The organism is Algoriphagus chordae (genome assembly GCF_003254055.1).
Lineage (GTDB): Bacteria > Bacteroidota > Bacteroidia > Cytophagales > Cyclobacteriaceae > Algoriphagus > Algoriphagus chordae.
The window spans coordinates 246,573-264,699 of sequence record NZ_QKZT01000002.1 but is presented as its reverse complement, the minus strand read 5'-3'; the positions used below and the strand labels follow the sequence as shown (position 1 = coordinate 264,699).

At 40.3% G+C, this 18,127-nt stretch carries 18 protein-coding genes; 11 read left to right on the top strand and 7 right to left on the bottom strand.

Annotation, left to right across the window (positions count from 1 at the left end):
* The first annotated feature begins 26 nt into the window (after window positions 1-26).
* On the top strand, window positions 27-365 hold the full coding sequence (locus LV85_RS03180; protein WP_146260416.1) for a hypothetical protein: 339 nt from the start codon (window positions 27-29) through the stop codon (window positions 363-365).
* A 144-nt stretch (window positions 366-509) separates the two neighbouring features.
* Here the strand turns inward: LV85_RS03180 and LV85_RS03175 are convergent, their stop codons facing one another.
* The 4 genes from LV85_RS03175 to LV85_RS03160 form a co-directional block, all read right to left on the bottom strand.
* Window positions 510-1,475: a Fic family protein gene (locus LV85_RS03175; RefSeq protein WP_111316737.1), complete on the bottom strand. Its 966-nt coding sequence runs from the start codon at window positions 1,473-1,475 to the stop codon at window positions 510-512.
* Window positions 1,476-1,616: 141 nt separating this feature from the next.
* Window positions 1,617-2,423 (bottom strand): carbohydrate deacetylase, encoded by an 807-nt coding sequence (locus tag LV85_RS03170; protein ID WP_111316736.1) that lies wholly within the window; start codon window positions 2,421-2,423, stop codon window positions 1,617-1,619.
* On the bottom strand, window positions 2,413-3,372 hold the full coding sequence (locus tag LV85_RS03165; RefSeq protein WP_111316735.1) for a glycosyltransferase family 2 protein: 960 nt from the start codon (window positions 3,370-3,372) through the stop codon (window positions 2,413-2,415). Before LV85_RS03165 ends, LV85_RS03170 begins: the two co-directional genes overlap by 11 nt.
* 84 nt (window positions 3,373-3,456) lie before the next feature.
* A complete protein-coding gene (locus LV85_RS03160) occupies window positions 3,457-4,431 on the bottom strand; it encodes a polyprenyl synthetase family protein (RefSeq protein WP_111316734.1) in 975 nt (324 codons plus the stop codon).
* Window positions 4,432-4,578: 147 nt separating this feature from the next.
* On the opposite strand from LV85_RS03160, the gene LV85_RS03155 reads away from it, so the two are divergent.
* The 3 genes from LV85_RS03155 (at window position 4,579) to LV85_RS03145 (ending at window position 7,878) form a co-directional block, all read left to right on the top strand.
* On the top strand, window positions 4,579-5,061 hold the full coding sequence (locus tag LV85_RS03155) for a DUF4199 domain-containing protein (RefSeq protein ID WP_111316733.1): 483 nt from the start codon (window positions 4,579-4,581) through the stop codon (window positions 5,059-5,061).
* Window positions 5,062-5,144: 83 nt separating this feature from the next.
* The gene (locus LV85_RS03150) at window positions 5,145-6,842 is read left to right on the top strand and encodes a 1-acyl-sn-glycerol-3-phosphate acyltransferase (protein ID WP_111316732.1); all 1,698 of its coding nucleotides are present in this window, start codon (window positions 5,145-5,147) and stop codon (window positions 6,840-6,842) included.
* Window positions 6,820-7,878 (top strand): NAD(P)H-dependent glycerol-3-phosphate dehydrogenase, encoded by a 1,059-nt coding sequence (locus LV85_RS03145; protein WP_111316731.1) that lies wholly within the window; start codon window positions 6,820-6,822, stop codon window positions 7,876-7,878. Before LV85_RS03150 ends, LV85_RS03145 begins: the two co-directional genes overlap by 23 nt.
* Window positions 7,879-8,064: 186 nt before the next feature.
* On the opposite strand, the gene LV85_RS03140 is transcribed toward LV85_RS03145, so the two are convergent.
* Both LV85_RS03140 and fbp read right to left on the bottom strand, forming a co-directional pair.
* Window positions 8,065-9,231, bottom strand: a complete 1,167-nt coding sequence (locus LV85_RS03140; protein ID WP_111316730.1) for a PQQ-dependent sugar dehydrogenase — start codon at window positions 9,229-9,231, stop codon at window positions 8,065-8,067.
* A gap of 66 nt (window positions 9,232-9,297) precedes the next feature.
* A complete protein-coding gene (fbp, locus tag LV85_RS03135; protein ID WP_111316729.1) occupies window positions 9,298-10,335 on the bottom strand; it encodes a class 1 fructose-bisphosphatase in 1,038 nt (345 codons plus the stop codon).
* Between the two features lie 57 nt (window positions 10,336-10,392).
* Between fbp and LV85_RS03130 the strand changes: the two genes are divergently transcribed.
* Together LV85_RS03130 and LV85_RS03125 are read left to right on the top strand one after the other, a co-directional pair.
* Window positions 10,393-11,661 (top strand): aspartate kinase, encoded by a 1,269-nt coding sequence (locus LV85_RS03130; protein WP_111316728.1) that lies wholly within the window; start codon window positions 10,393-10,395, stop codon window positions 11,659-11,661.
* A 93-nt stretch (window positions 11,662-11,754) separates the two neighbouring features.
* Window positions 11,755-12,879, top strand: coding sequence for a Gfo/Idh/MocA family protein (locus tag LV85_RS03125; RefSeq protein ID WP_111316727.1), 1,125 nt, complete (start codon window positions 11,755-11,757; stop codon window positions 12,877-12,879).
* Window positions 12,880-13,012: 133 nt separating this feature from the next.
* On the opposite strand, the gene LV85_RS03120 is transcribed toward LV85_RS03125, so the two are convergent.
* Window positions 13,013-13,498: a low molecular weight protein-tyrosine-phosphatase gene (locus LV85_RS03120; protein ID WP_111316726.1), complete on the bottom strand. Its 486-nt coding sequence runs from the start codon at window positions 13,496-13,498 to the stop codon at window positions 13,013-13,015.
* 179 nt (window positions 13,499-13,677) lie between these two features.
* On the opposite strand from LV85_RS03120, the gene LV85_RS03115 reads away from it, so the two are divergent.
* The 5 genes from LV85_RS03115 to LV85_RS03095 all read left to right on the top strand — a co-directional run bounded on the left by LV85_RS03115 (window position 13,678) and on the right by LV85_RS03095 (window position 17,911).
* Window positions 13,678-14,922 (top strand): 3-deoxy-D-manno-octulosonic acid transferase, encoded by a 1,245-nt coding sequence (locus tag LV85_RS03115; protein ID WP_111316725.1) that lies wholly within the window; start codon window positions 13,678-13,680, stop codon window positions 14,920-14,922.
* A 71-nt stretch (window positions 14,923-14,993) separates the two neighbouring features.
* Window positions 14,994-15,917 (top strand): ribosome small subunit-dependent GTPase A, encoded by a 924-nt coding sequence (rsgA, locus tag LV85_RS03110; protein WP_111316724.1) that lies wholly within the window; start codon window positions 14,994-14,996, stop codon window positions 15,915-15,917.
* A gap of 61 nt (window positions 15,918-15,978) precedes the next feature.
* Window positions 15,979-16,470 (top strand): phosphoribosyltransferase family protein, encoded by a 492-nt coding sequence (locus tag LV85_RS03105; protein ID WP_211318366.1) that lies wholly within the window; start codon window positions 15,979-15,981, stop codon window positions 16,468-16,470.
* 4 nt (window positions 16,471-16,474) lie between these two features.
* Window positions 16,475-17,296, top strand: a complete 822-nt coding sequence (gene panB / locus LV85_RS03100) for a 3-methyl-2-oxobutanoate hydroxymethyltransferase (protein WP_111316722.1) — start codon at window positions 16,475-16,477, stop codon at window positions 17,294-17,296.
* A 30-nt stretch (window positions 17,297-17,326) separates the two neighbouring features.
* Window positions 17,327-17,911 (top strand): hypothetical protein, encoded by a 585-nt coding sequence (locus LV85_RS03095; RefSeq protein ID WP_111316721.1) that lies wholly within the window; start codon window positions 17,327-17,329, stop codon window positions 17,909-17,911.
* Window positions 17,912-18,127 lie beyond the last annotated feature (216 nt).

Here is an 18,127-nt window from a genome sequence, read left to right as displayed (position 1 = left end):
GGCTTTATAATAAAATGTACATCAGAATGACAGATAAACCTGATTGTGACCAAATTCTTTGGATTGAGTTAGGAAATTGTAAGGGAAAACATTTTTTAATAGGAAACCCTCACACTTTCAAAGGAAGAATAGATGCTTATTGTCCTATAAAAAATTCTACAATTTGTATATCGTTCAGCGAGATAAAAAACATGTCCATTGAATCTAAATATTGGTTACAAGGATATTTGAGTGGCAATGAACCTGCCCCACCCGAAGAATATGATGGAGAAAGTGTAGTAGAATATTTCCAAAGCATACGGTATAAAGAATGGGAGTTGAAAATTCAAAAATTTAGAGAAACAGGAGAATTTGATGATTGTTAATAATACGGTTTCTTTTAATAGTTCTGAGCAGTCTGTATTCTCCAATTATAATACATGAAGTTTGGCTGATTGCAGATGGCATTATTCATTTTTATAAAAAAATAATAATAGTTTGTTTTTCAAGAGTAATAAAAGGGAGTGTTATTAGTTTTTGATTTTATTTATGAAATACCTCATCTGATTTCCTTTTCCTTTAGCTAAAAACAAGTCTGATTCTACTGCTTTTTTTAGATCCCTGCTGGCAGTAGCCGAAGAAATAGATTTGAATACATCCATGTAGTCTTTACGAGTGAATTCATTTTTGTCCAAAGAAAGGAAATGCCTGATCCGTTGATCTGAAGTCAAAGTTTGACTATTGGTGTTTAATAGATTTCCAAGTGAACTGTCTATGATAGCTAGCATGTATTCGATGAAAAATGTGGACTTTCCAGTTTTATCACTTTTCGCTAGAGCACGGTAGTACTCATCTTGGCCTTGACTGATCAGTGTTTCAAAGGGTAGAAATGCAAAGACAGCATATCTTTCCATAAGAATTATAGTTTGCCAAAGTCTTCCCATTCTTCCATTTCCATCCAAAAACGGATGAATAAACTCCATTTCGTAGTGAAAGACGCAGCTTTTGATTAAAGAAATTTCCTCATCATTCTTCAGATACTGGAAAAGTTCTTTCATAAGCCCAGGGACGTTGTGAGCTGGAGGAGCTACATGGGCAACTTCTGATCCTTTGACTACACCAACCCCACTTGTTCTATAGCTACCTGGTCGGTCAATTAGTCCTTTCATCAAAGTTTGGTGTGCGGCGAGGAATGATTTCTCAGAAAAGGGTTTTAAGAAATTTAGATTCTCGTAAACATCTATCGCATTCACAACCTCTGTGATATCTTTTTGCGGCCCTATGATCCTTTTATTTTCAATTAGTGCAGTTATCTGATCTTCGGAAAGCGTGTTCCCTTCAATCTGAAGAGAGGAGTGGATAGTCTTAATCTTATTTTGCTTACGAAGTTGAGGTGATTGCTTGTCTAAAAACAGTGTGTTTGCTTCACCTATTTTTTCAGAGATCGAGCTGATCAATTGTAGAATCTTTGGGGTAATATCATATGGAGGTCTCATTGATAGTATCATTTGATACTATCAAAGGTATCAAATTTGAGATTATAGAAGAGGGCTAATGGAGTACATACAACCATAAAAATGGCTAGTCTATTTCTTCTTTTTAATTTGGCTCTGATCCCTTTAAACGAAATCTGTGAATTAGAGCTCCCCAAAATGAATTAAGCGAATTCCTTGTGAAGACAGCAGTTCTTTGACGGGTTCATTTTTCCAAAACAAATATTCTTCTTTCCGCTTCAGGTAAGAATCTTCACGATCCTCCAGTGCGGGATGGGTCATGAATTCCAAATTACAGGCTTTTTCGAATGATGATGTAAGTGCTTTTTCAAACCCATCCATGGTGATTTCCTGTCCAAAAGAGAATTTGGCAATGATCCCTTCAGGCGATACAAAAGATTTTTTGTCTATCCCCGATAGCGTAGTGAACACCTGAAGTAATACTGATCTAAAAGCTACCGAAGCACCCAATGGCTTCGAATTTCTGATTTTCTGGATCTTCAGCCTAGCCAAGGCTGACTGAATGATAGGTCCAATCATTGGGTATTGATGAGCATGCTGATGGCTGTCGACATGGCTTATGTGAATTCCATTGGTCTCTAGGAGTGCTAACTGTGCTTTTATCTCCAAGTAGACTTGCTCGGGTTTTATTTTATTCAAAAAAGCATTCTTAAGCAGGCCCTTTGCTCCAAGAAAATTCCCATCCTGTCCCACTAAACTGGGGATATCTGCTGGCGAAGACAAGGGCTTTCCAGAGATAAGATTTAGATGAAGACCTGTTCCAATGGCTGGGATTTTTTGCACGGAGAGTAAATCCGCCTGGTTGACCAAATTGGCCATAATAGTAGTACTGGAGATTTTTTGCTCTGATAGCAGTTCTAAGATTCCAGCAGTAGCCTCTAGGTCATAACCGAAATCATCAGCATTGATAATCAGAGTCTTACTTCTCATGTTTGGTTTTCTTTCGAATGGAATATGGGCGAATATGATCCCCGGAGAAATAATTATAAATGCCGATTTCGGCTACGATTCCGAAACTAATCATGAAAATCCCAATCAAGATGAAGAATATGGAAAGCACGAATTCGGAGATGTAATCTATTCGGACGTTAAAATCGAAAAATAATGCTCCTCCTACGATATAAATGAGTGGGACCATTCCCAAGACAAAGATGATAAGGCCAAACACACCAAATAGGCGGAAGGGCTTATTCATGTAAGTCACCACAAATTTCAGGAAAATGAGATCAATGATCACAGAAAAAAGCTTGGTGATTTTGTAGCTGCTTTTACCTGCATGGCGCTCTCGAATGGTGATAGGGATCTCAGTTTGTCTAATACCTTTCTTTGCCAAAACTGCTCCTAGAAAACGATGCGTGTCTTTGAGGATATTGGTGTTTTCGAGGAGAAATCTTCTATATATCCGGAAGGTCGCTCCAAAATAATCCATCTTGGCTTTGGTTATTTTATAGATAAGCCAATGCGCCATATTGGAGAGCTTACTCTGGATAAAGCCTTCGGGCCGCTCCTGCTTAGACCCTCCCACCATATCGTAACCTTCATCTATTTTTTCTATAAACCTTGGGATATCTGCCGGATTGTGCTGCATGTCACCATCCATAAAAATGATGATTTCACCACTGGAGTTTTCAAAACCAGATCGTAAAGCGATGGATTGGCCGAAGTTTCCACCTAGATCAATTCCCGAAAAAACCGGATAACGCGCGCATATTTCTTCAATGCTTGCCCATGTATTATCGGTGCTACCATCATTTACCAAAATCACCTCACATGGATTAGCTATTTGCTGAACGACTACATAAATCTCCTCAGCAAGAATGGATACATTGTCTTGTTCGTTGTACAGTGGGACAATAATGGATACTTTTTCTGAGGACATAAGGTGTGCTTAAAATATAACTGGCAACAGATTGGCTAGCAACTTAGAAAAACTATTTCTTAATGGAAAAGGACTAGCCCTCCTTTACTTCTTTCTTTCAATCGTATAACTTACTAAGCCCTCCAAGGAGGTCTTGTAGGCTGATTCGGGAAATGTTTTCAGGATATCGAGGGCTTCTATGAAATATCTGTCCATGATGGTTTTAGCATAATCTAGTCCACCACTTTTTTTCACAAAGCTAATCACTTGATTTACGGCTTTTTTATCCTCGCTTCGATTACGAATAAGATGGATGATTTTCTTTTTTTCTAACCAATCAGCCTTTTGCAATGCAAAAATAAGAGGAAGTGTCATCTTCTTCTCTTTGATATCAATACCTACAGGTTTGCCTATTTCATCATCACCAAAGTCAAAAAGATCATCTTTGATCTGAAATGCCATCCCAACTTTCTCTCCGAATTCCCGCATTTTGGCGATTGTTTTTTCATCACTTTGCGTACTAGATGCGCCTACAGCACAGCAAGAAGCTAGTAAACTGGCAGTTTTTTGTCGAATAATATCGTAGTAAACTTCCTCCGTGATGTCGAGTTTTCGGGCTTTTGCAATTTGAAGTAATTCACCTTCAGACATTTCTTTTACCGCATTGGAGACTATTTTCAGCAAGTCAAAATCGCCATTTTCCACACTCAAGAGCAGACCTCTAGAGAGCAGATAATCTCCAACGAGCACTGCTATTTTATTTTTCCAAAGAGCATTTACGGAGAAAAATCCACGACGGTAATTAGCATCATCTACTACATCATCATGAACTAGCGTAGCCGTATGTAACAATTCTATCAGAGCAGCGCCTCTATGTGTGGCGTCATTTATTCCACCACAGACACCTGCAGTCAAAAAAACAAACATAGGTCGCATCTGCTTGCCCTTTCTCTTGACGATGTAATTAGTAATATGGTCGAGGAGCTTGACCTTAGATTTCATAGAGTCTCGAAATTTCAGTTCAAACTGAGCCATTTCGTTCTCTATTGGTACTTGTATTTGCTTAAGGTCTGGTTTCATCCGGTCTTTGATGTTGTAAAAATAATACCCTTTCTCTCATGGACAAGGGAATGAGAGCCTACCTGTAGCAATCAATTGAAAATGAGGTTGATTTTGAGAAATTATGTATTTTGTACTGGATATTTTGCATTCCTAACTCAAGTAACTATGAAAAACATTAAGATTGAAATCAAGTGGGCAATAATCTTTATTCTCATGATGCTGGCTTGGATGGTTTTTGAGAAATCCATGGGCTGGCATGATGAAAAGATAGCTGATCATGCTGCGATGACCAACTGGGTGGCGATACCCTCTATCGCTATTTATATTTTTGCTTTGCTAGATAAGAGGAAGAATTTCTATCACGGCGTGATGAGCTATAAGCAGGGATTTATAGCTGGATTGGTGATCACCTTGATAGTGGCAATTTTGAGCCCTCTTACTCAGTACATCACCAGCGAGTTTATTACCCCTGATTATTTTACGAATGTAAGTAAGTATGCTGTGGAGATGGGAAAAATGACCTCTGCTGAAGCGGAAGAATATTTCAATTTGAAAAGTTATATAATACAGTCGATGATAGGAGCATTGGTTATGGGTTTACTTACTTCAGCCATTGTGGCTATTTTCGTAAAATCTAAGTCTCACTGATGATCCTTTCTTAAGCCTTATCATTGACAGAAGAAGGGGCTTTTTCACTATCTTTGACTTGATTTTTAATAAAAGCCAGCCATTTGGAGGAGAAATATATCAAACATAAGTACGAGCCAATTCACCCTAGCAAAGATGAATGGCCAGTAGTAAAACTAGCGCGAGAGCGGAAGGAGTTTGTGAAGAAAGTGGCGGATCTTTCAGAAGATAGGATTCTCAACCTGACTAGCAACAATCCTGATATTCTCAAAGAGGAGTTGGAGACAACCTTATACCGAGAAAAACTCCGAATCAAGCAGAATCCTTGGGTGGTAGATCCAGATGATGATGGTTCTTTTTGGTCTGGAGTGAAATCCTCTTTGGTACAGATAAGTACTGAAAATGGCAGAAGCAAAGTCAAAAAGCTTCAAGAATACAAGGCCGTTTTGAATCAAATTACTGCGCGATATGCTGAGGAAATAGCAAGTAATTTCAAGGCTACGCATTATAAGTTCACGCGTTCAGTAGTGACTTACGGATTCTCACGTCTGTTGAATGCTGCACGTGTGAAAGGGTTTAGATCTATTTTCAGTAAAAAATATAGTCTTCAGGACAAAATCCAGATTACAGGAGAAACGGATCAATTACGTGATCTGGCTACAAAGGGGACTGTAGTCATGGTTCCAACGCATTTTAGTAATCTCGATAGTATACTGATCGGATGGGTGATATCTGTGTTAGGTTTGCCGCCATTCATCTATGGAGCTGGATTGAATCTCTTTAATATTTCCATTTTCGCGTACTTCATGAATTCACTTGGAGCATACAAAGTGGATAGAAGAAAGAAAAACCTGATGTATCTGGAGACGCTGAAAACCTATTCCAAAGAAGCTATTCAGTTTGGTTGTCACTCACTATTTTTCCCAGGAGGAACAAGATCTCGGAGTGGAATGATCGAATCCAAACTCAAACTTGGACTTCTGAGTACCGCTATAGAGGCTCAGCGCGCAAATTTCGAAAATGGCATCAACGATATTTCAGGTAAGATTTTTATAGTGCCAGTGACGATCAATTATCACTTTGTATTGGAAGCACCAAGTTTGATTCGTGATCATTTGAGCATCACTGGACAAGAACGGTACTATAAGGAGAATGATGAATTCTCCAATTCTTATAAAATCTCTAAGTTCCTGATCAAGTTTTTTACCAAAGGTTCTGATATCTCTGTCTCTGTAGGTAAAGCAATGGACGTGCTAGGCAACTATGTAGATAAAGAAGGACGGAGCCTGGATAAAAAAGGCCGAATGATTAATACGCGAGATTACTTCGTGTCTGAGGGAAAAGTGTCTATAGATAATCAGCGAGAGGAAGAATATACAAATATGCTCGGCAAGCGTATTGTAGAGGAATTTCATAAAATCAACCGTGTGTTTAATTCCCACTTGGTGGCTTTTGTAGCCTTTGAGATGATCAAAAAGCAAAACCGAAAGTTGGATTTGTTTGACTTGCTCAGGCTCCCAGAAGAAGATATCTCGATCCCATATGAAGATTTCAAGGCAAGTTGTCAGCTAGTGTTGGATAGAATCAATGAGTTAAAGACTCAGGGACTAATCAATACCGCGCCACACCTTTCGCTTGATATGGATGAAATCATCAAGCATGGAATTGAGAACGTAGGCATGTATCATGCGAAGCGCCCAATTGTCCAAGATGAAAAAGGCGAAATAGGAACAGACGATATGAGTCTACTTTATTTTTATCATAACAGATTAACAGGATATGGACTCGAAAAACTCTACTAAGCCAAAGCACATCGGTGTAATAGGAGTGGGAAGCTTTGGCGCAGTAATCGCAAATATTCTTGCTGCCAAAAACCCAGTAATGGTCTATGCGCGTAAGCAGGAGGTGGTCGATGAGATCAATACCAGCCATACAGCTCAAGGAAAGACACTAAGTGAAAATGTAATAGCATCCACAGATCCAGAGGAGCTATGTCGGAGCTGTGATGTTCTGTTTTTTATGATTCCTTCCGCAGGGTTTCAGGAAGTGGTGAGAACTTTTTCACCTTTTCTATTTCCTTATCATTTGATTATTCATGGCACAAAAGGACTTTGTCTTAACCTCAAGCCAGGAGAAAACATAGAGACGGTCAAGAAAATCAAGCGAAGCCAAATATTGACCATGAGTGAGGTGATTCTCGAAGAAACTGTCGCTGTGCGAGTAGGTTGCTTAGCGGGGCCAAACCTTTCGAAAGAACTTGCACAAGGTCAGCCTGCTGCTACGGTGATAGCAAGTAAATACAATGAAGTGATCCTTGAAGGTCAAAGCTTGTTGAGATCTGAGAAATTCCAAGTGTATGGTAATTCGGATATTATTGGAGTGGAGATCAGTGGAGTCTTGAAAAACATCATTGCGATCGCCTCTGGGGCATTGGCAGGATTGGGGCTGGGTGAAAATGCAAAAGGTTTGCTGATCAGTCGCGGAATGGTGGAGATGATTCACTTAGGCAATGCCCTTGGAGGAAGCATCAAGTCTGTGATGGGATTAGCGGGAATAGGAGATTTGGTTACTACCTGCAACTCTATTCATTCTAGAAATTATACCGTAGGCTATCGACTTGCTAAAGGTGATTCCTTAGATACTATTCTGGCAGATATGGATGAGGTGGCAGAGGGTATCAATACTGTAAGAATCATCAAAGCATTTCTAGAAACAGCTGATCTACGAGCTCCAATCACTGAAAATCTTTATCGTGTGCTATTCGAAGATCTGGAAATTGAAGCTGCTCTCCATTTTCTAATGAAGTATCCATTTAATGTGGATGTGGATTTTGTCTAAGCTTTAACCACAAAGCAGGTGGAGATTGCAGTGTTATCCTGCTTCTCCAGAAGCAGGATTTGAATCATTACATTCTGCCAACTATTGATCTCTCATATCATGGTGGAAGGCTGCAAAGGGATATAAAAAGCAAAAGCCACTTAAGATTTCTCAAAAGTGGCTTTTCAAATAGCTTATTTTTTACGGTTATCTGATTGGAATCAATTTCACCATTAGTCCGGTTCCTTCAGTAATTGCATAGATATAACCATCCGGGCTTTGAGAAACCTGACGAACACGTCCGATATCCTGTAACATAATTTCTTGCTGACCAGCTACAGATCCGTCCATATCTACACGGTTGATGTGCATTTTTTTCAAAGCACCGATAAGAATGTCACCTTTCCATGCTGGGTATTTATCTGATGTCACCATCGTCATACCTGCAGTCGCGATAGATGGAACATAATAAGTCAAAGGTTGTTCCATTCCTTCTTTTTCCTGAATATCAGATACTGGTTTATCGTCATAACCAATGCCCCAAGTGATCACAGGCCAACCGTAGTTTTTGCCTTTTTCGATCAAGTTTAGCTCATCACCACCTTGTGGGCCATGCTCAGATTCATACAGTTTGTTGTTTTCCTTATCGAAATACAAGCCTTGAGGATTTCTGTTTCCATAAGTCCAGATCGAACCAACAGCTCCTTCGGTATCTACAAATGGATTGTCGGTTGGGATTCTGCCATCGTCATGAATACGGTGGATTTTCCCATGTGAATTGCTTAAATCCTGCGCATTGGTAGGAGTGTCTGAACGCTCTCCGCTAGAATAGTAGAGGTAATCTTCATTGTCAAAAACAATTCGGCTACCATAGTGAGCGCTTTTTTTCCAAGCAGGAAGAGATTGGATAAGCTCCTCTTGATTGACTGCATTGTTACCATCTAGTTTGAATCTCATAATGGTAGTAGATGAAGTGCTGTCTGGCATTTGCTTTCCGTAGGCAATATATAACCAGCCATTTTCAGCAAATTTCGGATGAGCTGTGATATCCAAAAGTCCTGATTGCCCTTGCGTCCAAAAAGCTGGCAGTCCTTGGATTTTTTCTCCTGTGAACTTGTCGTCTTTGAAAATGAGGATTTCACCTTTTTTCTCAGTGACAAGCATCTTGCCATCTGGCAGCCAGGTCATGCCCCAAGGGTTTTCGAATTCAGTATATAGTGTGTCAACATTGATCAACATCTTTTCAGTTTGCACTGCATAAGTTTCATCGATCGGCTCTGCTGTAACTTCCTCTACATTGGACGAGCAAGAAGCCCATAGGGAGGCGCCGGAGATCAAGATTGCTATAGGTAAATAGGCTTTGATATTTTTCATAGTGTTTGAATAAGCCTGCAAGATAAAATACATCTTTTGAATCCTTAGCTTTTTTACATGAAGTGATTAAGAAAGCGGTTTTTCTACGGAACAATTCATGAATGCTTCAGCCTCTTTTACCATATCTGAAGAACCAATCAGAAGTGGTGTCCTTTGATGAAGTGTGGTTGGTTGGATTTCCAAAATTCGTTGACACCCATCAGTGGCTGAGGCGCCCGCTTGCTCAGCAATCAGTGCTAGAGCATTTGCTTCATAGAGTAAGCGCAACTTTCCTGAAGGATTTTTATTGGTGGCTGGGTAAAGATATATGCCGCCTTTAAGAAGGTTTCTATGAAAGTCGGCTACAAGTGAGCCGATGTATCTGGCAGAGTATCTTTTTTCTTTACATTGATCTATATATGCTTTAAATCCCTCCTCCCATTCTTTTTGAGTGCCTTCGTTTACAGAGTAGATTTCCCCGTTTTTTGGAGCTTGGATGTTTGGATGAGAAAGAAAGAATTCGCCCAAAGATTGTTCGTAGGTAAAGCCATTGACCCCGCAGCCAGTGGTATAGACGAGCATAGTGGAGGAGCCATAAAGCACATAGCCTGCAGCGACTTGCTCTGTGCCAGCCTGCATGATATCTTCCACTTGTATCGGGCTGCCAGTAGGAGTTTTTCGTCGATAAATAGAGAATATTGTTCCTATACTAATATTCACATCGATGTTCGAACTTCCGTCCAGTGGGTCGATTGCGACGACATATTTGCCTGAAGTATTCTGTAAATCAATCACAGCATCCTCTTCTTCGGAAACTATGGCACAGACTTCGCCACCTTTACTCAAAGCACGCATAAATCGGATGTTGGCAATTACATCGAGTTTCTGCTGCTCTTCACCTTGTACATTGACTTGGCCAAAAGCTCCGCCAATATTCGATAGTCCGGCGCGAGTAGTTTCGCGATTTACTATCTTGGCAGCAAGAGCTATATCACGAAGCAATTGTGATAACTCACCGGAGGCAAAAGGGAAATCACTTTGCTTGAGCTTGATGAATCGGTCTAGAGTAGTACCTACTGAGTACGCAAGCCCGCTTTGATCGGGTTGATAAGGAAGAATTTTCATGTATTAGAATAGTTCAATTGATGGTTTAATCTTTTGGAAAAGTAAGCAAATATTTTTATGACAAAAACTCAAATTCACAAATTTGGAGGGGCCTCAGTGAAGGATGCGCTTTCAGTCCAAAACTTAGCTAATATTCTGCGTAATCGATTGCGAAATAATTTCGTGATTGTGGTTTCAGCCATGGGAAAAACTACAAATCACTTGGAAAATATTATCTCTTTAAAATTAGATCGTAAGGATTATTCTGGAAATAGTACAATTTTGAAAGACTTTCATTTGGCTATTTGCAGCGAACTCTTTCCTGAAGGACATGTGATTTTTCCCAAAATCGAGAACTACTTCATCCTGCTCCATCATGAATTGAACAAGTCAATCAGCAAGGATAACTACGATGAATATTACGATCGTATCATTGGTTTTGGGGAAATACTTTCATCCCGGATCGTGATGGAGTATTTATGCTTTCAGGATTTGCTTGTGCTTTGGCAGGATGCACGTGAACTGATTTGCACGGATAGTGATTTCCGTTTTGCAAAAGTAGATTGGGAGAGAACCCGGAGGAATTGCCAATCCCAACTGAAGCCAAAGCTGGAGCAATTTCCTGTTTTAACCCAGGGATTTATCGGAGCAGATCGGGCTGGCAGACCAACTACCTTGGGTAGGGAGGGCTCTGATTTTACGGCTGCGATTTTGGCGGGTAGTTTGGATGCAGCTTCGGTTACTATTTGGAAAGATGTGCCGGGAGTGCTCAATGCTGACCCTAAGATTTTCAGCGGTACTACACTTTTTGTGGAGCTGGATTATCAGCAAGCTGCTCAAATGACGTACTATGGAGCTTCGGTAATCCATCCGAAAACAATTAAACCCTTGGCGAATGCTGGGATTCCGCTATTTGTGAAGTCCTTTTTAGATCCAGAGGAACCTGGGACGAAGATCCATGCGAGAGCCAAAACTGAGTCTATTCCTACCTTTATATTGAAAAAGGATCAAATTCTTGTCAGCCTAAAAGTGACCGATTTCACCTTTATAGAAGAAAAACATATCCACCAAGTCTATGAGCAATTACAAGCATTGAAGCTGCACGTGAATATGCTACAAACTTCTGCTATTAGTATTTCTATAGTTATTGATTATGAGTTGTTTAAGCTGGAGCAATTGCTCACTTTACTCAATCAGGATTTTGAGATTAGGTATAATGAAGGCTTGGAATTGCTGACGGTGCTATATCCGAATACTGATTCTGTTTCCAAATTACTGGATGGTTACGAGCTCATGCTGGAGCAAAGTACAAGAAACACTGTTCAGCTGGTTCGTCGGCTTAAATAGCCTCAAAGGAGAAGTCATTGATTGAATGCTAAGGGAATTTGCTCAAAAATCAATATTTTCAGGTGATTCAAACTCATTAACCTAAACCCATCCATGAAATCCAGAAGAATTTTTCTACAAAAAGCCGGGCTTTCAGCCTTAGCATTAAATATGTCAACTCTTAATCCGATCTCTGCTATGCCTGATTTTCTTAACTCTAATAAAATGGAAGACAAAACATTGCGTGTAGCAATTATGGGCTTGGGAAGTTATGGAACTCGGGTAGCAGAAGCTATTCAAGAAACCAAACGAACCAAATTGGTTGGTGTCATCAGTGGCACTCCATCCAAAGTGGAAGCCTGGAAAACTAAGTATGGTATTCCTGCCAAGAACTGCTACAATTATGAAAACTTCGATGCCATCAAAGACAATCCGGACATCGATGCGGTCTATGTGATTACCCCGAATGCCCTGCACAAAGATCAGGTGATACGTGTAGCCAAAGCTGGCAAGCACGCGATCTGTGAGAAACCTATGGCAGTGAATGCGGCGGATGGTCAAGCCATGGTGGATGCATGCAAAGCGGCAGGAGTCCAATTGCTGATAGGTTATAGAATGCACTTCGAACCAAATACCTTGGAAGTAATTAGGATGCGTAAAGCAGGAGAGTTCGGGACGCCCTTGTTTTTTCAGGGATTGAGTGGATTTATTATCGGGGACCCTGGCCAGTGGAGATTGCAGAAATCACTTTCGGGTGGAGGAGCGATGATGGATATTGGGATTTACTCGATCAATGGAGCTCGATATATGCTGGGAGAAGAACCGATCTGGGTGACAGCGCAGGAGACCAAGAATAATCCCGAGAAATTCAAAGAGGGAATAGATGAGACTATTCAGTTTCAAATGGGTTTTCCAAGTGGGGCAGTGGCCTCCTGTCTTTCCACTTACAGCATGAATAATTTGGATAAGTTTTTCCTAAATGGAACAAAAGGATATGCGGAAATGCAGCCTTCTACAGGCTATGGTCCTATCAAAGGAAAGACTAATAAAGGGCCATTGGATAAGCCACATGTTACTCATCAGGCGGTACAGATGGATGAAATGGCAGCGATTTTATTTGATGGCAAAAAGCCCGAAGTTCCTGTAAATGGGGAAGAGGGAGTGAAGGATATGAAAATTATAGACGCGATTTTCAAAGCTGTGAAAACAGGAGAGAAAGTATCCTTGAACCTTGGCTAATCTCAGATGGCACACTGGCCTATCTTGCTATTCAACTATTTATTAGACTGATTTCTGCGAGCTAGGCCATGCCTTTTCTTTGGAGGATTGGCTGGTATTTATTCTGAAAAAGTAGCGCTATAGCAAAACTTGTTTAAGCATAAAGCTGATGCCTGGCTTTGACATTGGCAAGGAAACTATCGAGTGCCTCATCTAGAATCTGATAGATTTCCTCAAAGCCTTCTTCTCCACCATAATATGGATCTGGAACGGACATGCCTTGAGTTGCATCCACAAAATCGCGCATCAAGAAGATTTCCTTATCGGCAAAACCATAGCGAACTTTTAGGTTGTTTAAATTTCTCAGGTTATTGTCATCCATGGCCAGGATATACTCAAAATCTCTAAAATCAGTACGATTTACTTGCCTGCCGCGGTGATGCAATGGAAGCTGGTATTTAGCTGCGCAGTTGATGGTGCGCTCGTCCGGTAATTCACCAATATGAAAGTCAGAAGTACCCGCACTGTCACATTTGAACTGTGCCTGCATTCCCGCTTGCTTTACCTTACTATTAAAAATAGCTTCGGCCAAAGGAGACCTGCATATATTGCCAAGACAAACAAATAAAACTCGAATCATAATAGCTTACCTATGAACTGAAAAAACAAAGGCTTTCAAAGTACCAATTTTTAGCCTGAAATGCACGGAGGAGAATGTGTTTTTTCTAGAAAAAACGCAAATTCAAGCTTTTCATAACTCATCGCTTGGCTTTTTGATGCAAATAAAACTTTTCCACCTCAAATGGCTACTTTTGATATATGAAATGGATCTATAGGATTGGGATATTTATTGCTAGGATACTCTTACTACTAGTAGGGCCTTTTATACCCCGGTTTCAGAAGTTCTCATCCGGAAGGAAAAATCTATTTCAGAGACTAGAAGAGTTCAGATCAAAAAATGCCGGAGAGCTTGCTTGGTTTCATGTAGCATCTTTGGGCGAGTATGAGCAAGCTAGACCCTTGATAGCAGAATTGAAGCGGGTGCAACCTGCACAGCTTATCGCAGTTAGTTTTTTTAGTCCTTCAGGCTTTGACCATGTCATCAAAAAGCCTCAGCCCAATGTAGATTTTGTTACTTATTTGCCTTTAGATAGCAAGACTTATGCTGAGAAATTTGTGAGTATTTTAACTCCTAATATTGTTTTTTTTGTCAAATATGATCTTTGGTATCAGCATATCAAGGCTATCAAAATTAGAGAGATTCCCTTATTTCTTTTCTCTGCATCCTTTCGGGCAGATCAGATTTACTTTCAAAGAGATGGCTTTTTTAGACAGATCATATTTCAGTTCGATTATATTTTCACCCAAAATCAAAAGACAGTCGATATACTAAAGTCGATTGATTATCAGCAGACTAGTGTAGCTGGTGATACGCGATTTGATCGTGTGGCGGAGACGGCTAATAATTATAAAGAATTTCCAGATTTGGCCGATTGGGTTGCTGATATGCCTACGGTAGTGGCGGGATCTGTCTGGCAAGAGGATATGGATTTGCTGATTCCTCTGATGAATGCTAATCCGGGATATAGATGGATAATTGCCCCACATGATTTGAGTCCTGAACCGATGAAGCGCTGGTCTGAACAGTTGACCTTGACTGCCTCTAGGTATTCTCAATGGGATTCGGACCTGTCTCCGGATGTGATGTTTATTGATAACATAGGCATGCTGAGCTCCTTATATCAATTTGCCAAGCTTGCTTATATTGGAGGGGCTTTTGGAAAAGGCCTGCATAATATCTTGGAACCCTTAGGATTCGGGATTCCAGTGATTTTTGGGAAACTTGAAAAGACAGATAAATTTCCCGAATCAGCAGAAAGTCAGGCAAATGGCTGTGGGTTCGAAGTGAGTGACGTCGCGAGTTTGAAATTAGTTTTTGAGAAATTGGAGCATGCAGATTTCTATCAGAATAGCACTGAGGCAGCAAGAAATTGGGTAGAAATGAATGTAGGAGCGGCAGCTAAAATCATAAACAAGGTAGAGCAACTAGTGTTAGAAAAATGAAATCGAGCCGGCCTGAGGTGAGATATACACTTGGTGTATGTATCGGGTGACCTCTGAAAAACAATAAATAGATGAAAGGAAGAGTAATAAAATCTACTGGTAGTTGGTATTTGGTGCAGACCGAGGGTGAAGTTGTTGCTTCCAGACTGAAAGGGAAGTTTAAGCAAGATGATCTTAAGCTGACAAACCCTATTGCCGTGGGGGATTGGGTGGAATTGGCTAAGGAAGAGAATCAGGAAACTGCGGTGATATCTGATATTTTGCCCAGAGAAAACTACGTGATCCGCAAGTCTACACGAAAGCAGCATTTTTCGCATATCATCGCCAGCAATCTGGATCAAGCTATTCTTGTCATTACCATGAAGAGTCCGAGGACATCCTTAGGTTTTATAGATAGATTCCTTGTCAGTACGGAGAGTTTCAGAATTCCAGCGATTTTGGTAGTGAATAAAATGGATCAGTTGTCAGGGGAAAAAGCGGAAGATTGGCTTTTGGATATTCATGAGATCTATGAGCCACTGGGATACCAAGTGATGGAAGTTTCAGCGCTGATGGAAGAGAATTTGAAGGATAAATTTGATGCTGTTCTGGCGGGGAAATCTACGCTCATCTCTGGGCATTCGGGAGTAGGGAAGTCCACCTTGCTTAATGCTTTGGTACCAGAAGCCGAACAACATACCAAGGAAGTTTCTGGCTTTACATCCAAAGGTGTTCATACGACTACTTTTGCAGAGCTTTTTGCCTTAGAAAATGGTGGAGATCTCATCGATACTCCAGGGATAAAAGAATTTGGGATTCTAGAAATTGAGGATACTGAGCTTTCACATTATTTTCCTGAGATGAGAAAATACCTAGGGCAGTGCAAATACAATGATTGCCAACATGTGAACGAACCCGGCTGTGTGGTGATAGACAAGGTGGAGGCAGGCTTTATTCATCCTTACCGATACGAAAGTTATTTGAATATTCTCAATGAGGAGGATGACTATAGATAAGCATCCTAGTTGATTTTGAATCCAAGTAGAATTGGACTAATTTTCATTTTTGAAAAATACTATGAGCGAAGTACTCAATCATCAGCAGATAAAGAAGAAAATCACCAGAATGGCCTATGAGATATACGAGAGAAATCTCAACTCAAAGGCGGTCGTATTTGCGGGGATATCAGGTATGGGAAGGATTCTTGCCGACTTGTTAGCCGCCGAACTTAGAGCTATCTCCCCACTTACTATCGAGCAAACTGAAATCATGCTAGATAAAACAGATATCGCCTCTGGCAAGGTGCAGCTTTCCAAAGAAATTGATTTGCAGGGAAAATCCTTGATTTTGGTGGACGATGTGCTCAACACTGGTAAAACGCTAGTTTACGCTATGAAGCCTTTTTTGGGTGAAGAACTCTTTAGAATGGAGATAGCTGTACTGGTAAATCGTAGTCATGGCCTTTTTCCAATTCGACCTGATTACACTGGTTTCGAACTTTCTACTACACTCAATGAGCATATCAAAGTAGATTTCTCGGGAGATAATTACTTCGTTTATCTACACTAACATTATGTCAGTACATTCTTCTGCAAATATTAAGCGAATCACCACACATATCCTTCAAGAGATGAAGGATCGGGGTGAGAAAATCTCCATGCTTACGGCCTATGATTATTCCATGGCCAAAATCGTGGATGCCGCTGGGATCGATATTATTCTAGTGGGTGATTCGGCTTCTAATGTCATGGCTGGTCATGAGACTACCTTACCTATCACTTTGGATCAGATGATCTACCATGCATCTTCTGTAGTGCGTGCAGTGAGTAGGTCTTTTGTGGTGGTGGATATTCCCTTTGGAAGCTACCAAGGAAATAGCTCTGAGGCTTTGCGCTCTACGATTCGGATCATGAAAGAATCAGGTGCTCATGCCGTGAAAGTAGAGGGTGGGTCTGAGATCAAAGAGTCTGTGGTTAGAATACTGAGTGCTGGAGTTCCTGTCATGGGGCATTTGGGATTGACGCCTCAGTCGATCTATAAGTTCGGAACATATACTGTAAGAGCCAAAGAAGACACAGAGGCAAACAAATTGTTGGAGGACGCTAAGCTTTTGGAAGAGCTAGGATGCTTTGCGATAGTAGTGGAGAAAATCCCTGCAGACCTAGCCAAAAAAGTAGCAGAATCAGTTTCCATTCCCATCATTGGAATAGGAGCCGGCGGTGGAGTAGATGGACAAGTTTTAGTGGTTCATGATATGCTGGGAATCACACAAGAATTTAAACCGAGATTTTTGAGGCAATACGCTGATCTGGAAGGGGTTATGATGGAGGCTTTTGGTCAATACATCAAAGATGTGAAGAGTAAGGACTTTCCTAATGAGGGAGAGAGTTATTGATTAGTTTGTAACTGTCTGAATTCGAAAGGAATGAAAATAGTAATTGTGGCTGTCATGTTAATATTCCTTATTGGATGCAATACTTCTGGTGGGAAAAGGGATAGAACTACAGCTATTGAAATTTTGTTAAGTCAAATTTATATCAGCCATTATGAAGATGACTCTCTTAATTCAAATAGGGGATACGTGATCCCAAGGATTTATTATTATTTTGAATATAAAAACCCTTCTGCTGATTCCATTTATATTGTACTCGACCAGTATTTTGGTGATAAGACAGACAGTGGTCCTTTCCTATATTCAATATTTGAATATAATGGTAAAGAGGATACATTGGTATTGGCAGATTATGAGAGTGTAAATCCTATTCTTATCACCCCAAAAGAATCAGGAGCTTTAGTAGTGGGGGCTCCTATTTATGATTTCCTTGAAAAGGATATTTATAAAGATGAAACTGCGTCTACACTTATGAAATATATAGCTGATAATTCACATGTTTTCTATTTCAGCCCGAGTCTAGGGGGAAATGAAATATTATTAGAATCTCAATCTATTAGTAAGTCAAAGGACTTTAATGTCTTTTTTAGAGACCCTAATGATACTGCTGTTGAATAGTAATTGACCCAATGAATTCAGAGCCTTTCGAGGCTTTTTTTTTGGCTAAGATCTATGTAATTCTGTCAAGGCATCAAACTCTTTCATTTTGACCGATGAAGGGAATGGTAAGGATTGGTGAGAATTGAAAAAGTGAGAGGGAAATCAACTGGCGAAATTATGTTGAATGACAAAGAACCTACTTTTGATTCTGACCCGGAATATCGGAATGATTTT

Bases quoted from the DNA above. Each gene is read 5' to 3' on its own strand.
- LV85_RS03145 (WP_111316731.1), top strand. From the start codon at position 6,820: ATGGACTCGAAAAACTCTACTAAGCCAAAGCACATCGGTGTAATAGGA.
- LV85_RS03175 (WP_111316737.1), bottom strand. From the start codon at position 1,475: ATGAGACCTCCATATGATATTACCCCAAAGATTCTACAATTGATCAGC.
- fbp (WP_111316729.1), bottom strand. From the start codon at position 10,335: ATGAAAATTCTTCCTTATCAACCCGATCAAAGCGGGCTTGCGTACTCA.
- LV85_RS03140 (WP_111316730.1), bottom strand. From the start codon at position 9,231: ATGAAAAATATCAAAGCCTATTTACCTATAGCAATCTTGATCTCCGGC.
- LV85_RS03160 (WP_111316734.1), bottom strand. From the start codon at position 4,431: ATGAAACCAGACCTTAAGCAAATACAAGTACCAATAGAGAACGAAATG.
- LV85_RS03120 (WP_111316726.1), bottom strand. From the start codon at position 13,498: ATGATTCGAGTTTTATTTGTTTGTCTTGGCAATATATGCAGGTCTCCT.
- LV85_RS03105 (WP_211318366.1), top strand. From the start codon at position 15,979: ATGAGCGAAGTACTCAATCATCAGCAGATAAAGAAGAAAATCACCAGA.
- LV85_RS03170 (WP_111316736.1), bottom strand. From the start codon at position 2,423: ATGAGAAGTAAGACTCTGATTATCAATGCTGATGATTTCGGTTATGAC.
- LV85_RS03095 (WP_111316721.1), top strand. From the start codon at position 17,327: ATGAAAATAGTAATTGTGGCTGTCATGTTAATATTCCTTATTGGATGC.
- LV85_RS03115 (WP_111316725.1), top strand. From the start codon at position 13,678: ATGAAATGGATCTATAGGATTGGGATATTTATTGCTAGGATACTCTTA.
- panB (WP_111316722.1), top strand. From the start codon at position 16,475: ATGTCAGTACATTCTTCTGCAAATATTAAGCGAATCACCACACATATC.
- LV85_RS03180 (WP_146260416.1), top strand. From the start codon at position 27: ATGACAGATAAACCTGATTGTGACCAAATTCTTTGGATTGAGTTAGGA.
- LV85_RS03125 (WP_111316727.1), top strand. From the start codon at position 11,755: ATGAAATCCAGAAGAATTTTTCTACAAAAAGCCGGGCTTTCAGCCTTA.
- LV85_RS03130 (WP_111316728.1), top strand. From the start codon at position 10,393: ATGACAAAAACTCAAATTCACAAATTTGGAGGGGCCTCAGTGAAGGAT.
- LV85_RS03165 (WP_111316735.1), bottom strand. From the start codon at position 3,372: ATGTCCTCAGAAAAAGTATCCATTATTGTCCCACTGTACAACGAACAA.
- LV85_RS03155 (WP_111316733.1), top strand. From the start codon at position 4,579: ATGAAAAACATTAAGATTGAAATCAAGTGGGCAATAATCTTTATTCTC.
- rsgA (WP_111316724.1), top strand. From the start codon at position 14,994: ATGAAAGGAAGAGTAATAAAATCTACTGGTAGTTGGTATTTGGTGCAG.